The sequence below is a fragment of the Dialister micraerophilus DSM 19965 genome (assembly GCF_000194985.1).
GTDB classification, from domain to species: Bacteria; Bacillota; Negativicutes; order Veillonellales; family Dialisteraceae; genus Dialister; species Dialister micraerophilus.
Genome location: NZ_GL878522.1, coordinates 1 through 1462, shown reverse-complemented (window position 1 = coordinate 1462; position 1462 = coordinate 1). Strand labels below are relative to the sequence as shown.

The window sequence follows — 1462 nt, the reverse complement described above, 5'->3', positions numbered from 1 at the left end:
TGAAGTGTACCCCAAAAACTGGACACAAATATTAAATTTTTACATCATGGATGCTAACCTATAAGTTATAGGTGGCATCCATTTTGTTTTCTTTTGAATTCTTTCATTATTGTAATAGTTAATGTATTCTTTTACTGCTTTTGAAAATTCTTTGAAATTTTTATATTCTTTTTCATATCCATAATACATTTCGTTTTTTAGTCTTCCAAAAAAAGTTTCCATAATACAATTATCGTAGCAATTGCCTTTTCTTGACATCGATTGTATAATTTTATGTTTTTTTAGTTCTTTAACAAAATATTTATGTTGATATTGCCAACCTTGATCTGAATGAAAGATTAATCCATCTAATTTCGGGAATTTTTTAAATGCTTTTTTCAGCATATCTTCAATCTGTTCTAAGTTCGGAGATTGTGATAAATTATATGAAATTATTTCGTTTGTGTACATATCTAAAATAGGAGATATATAACATTTTCCCCAAGAAAATTTAAATTGTGATACATCGGTTGTCCATTTTTTTAATGGTTTATCTGCACTAAAATCTCTGTTTATTATATTATCTGCAATTTTCCCAATGTTACCTTGATATGAATGATATTTTTCTTTTGGTGTTTTTCCGAATAAGCACATTTCATGCATTAGTCTTTGAACTCGTTTATGATTTACTTTTATACCTTTATTTTGAAGTTCTTTATGAATTCGTCTTACTCCATATCTCCCTTTGTGATAAATGAATATTGTTTTGATTTCTCGTGATAATTTTTCATTTTTATTTGCGACTTTATTCGTTTTATTGATTTCAAAGTAATATGTAGATTTTGGTAATTCTATAATTTTCAAAAGAAATTTTAGCGGGTAGCCTTTTTCTTTGAGTTTTTTGATAATCGCTGCTTTTTCGCCCTGAGTTGCGCAGCGTATTTCTTTTCTCTCAAGGCGATTTCTTTTTTTATTATTTCATTCTCTGCTTTTATGTATTCATTTTCTACTCTTAATCGTATAAGTTCTTCTCTTTCAGATTCGGTAAGCGGTTTTGGATTAATGGTTTTCTTTGTCATAGTTTTATTTTTTTGTTTTCTACCTTTCTTTCTATTTATAAGACCATTATATCCATAAATTCTGTAATTGCGTAACCAATTATATAACTGACCTTTATTTATTCCATATTCTATTGCTACTAAATTTATTGTTTTTCCGGTTTTTATTTTTGAAATCATTTCAAGTTTTTCTTCTGATGTCCATTTTATATTAGATTCATGTTTTAAGATTTCAGGACCATGTACATCTTCCAATCTAACCCATTGCCTTATTTGGCTCCTAAAATTTTGAGTGTTAATACCTTTAGGTGTTTTAGGATATTCACCTTCTCTGTATTTTTGAACACATTCTTTTTTAAACTCATAATTATATTTCACTAAAAATACCCCCTTTACTGGTTTGTCCAGTAAAGGGGGTACATATC

General features: G+C 27.7%; 2 protein-coding genes. Both read right to left on the bottom strand.

What is annotated here, in order from left to right:
- Positions 1–39: 39 nt before the first annotated feature.
- Positions 40–885, bottom strand: a complete 846-nt coding sequence (locus HMPREF9083_RS06100; RefSeq protein WP_256998195.1) for an IS3 family transposase — start codon at positions 883–885, stop codon at positions 40–42.
- On the bottom strand, positions 852–1462 hold a 611-nt coding region (locus HMPREF9083_RS06095; protein WP_007556521.1), incomplete at its 5' end, for a helix-turn-helix domain-containing protein. The genes HMPREF9083_RS06095 and HMPREF9083_RS06100, both read right to left, overlap by 34 nt.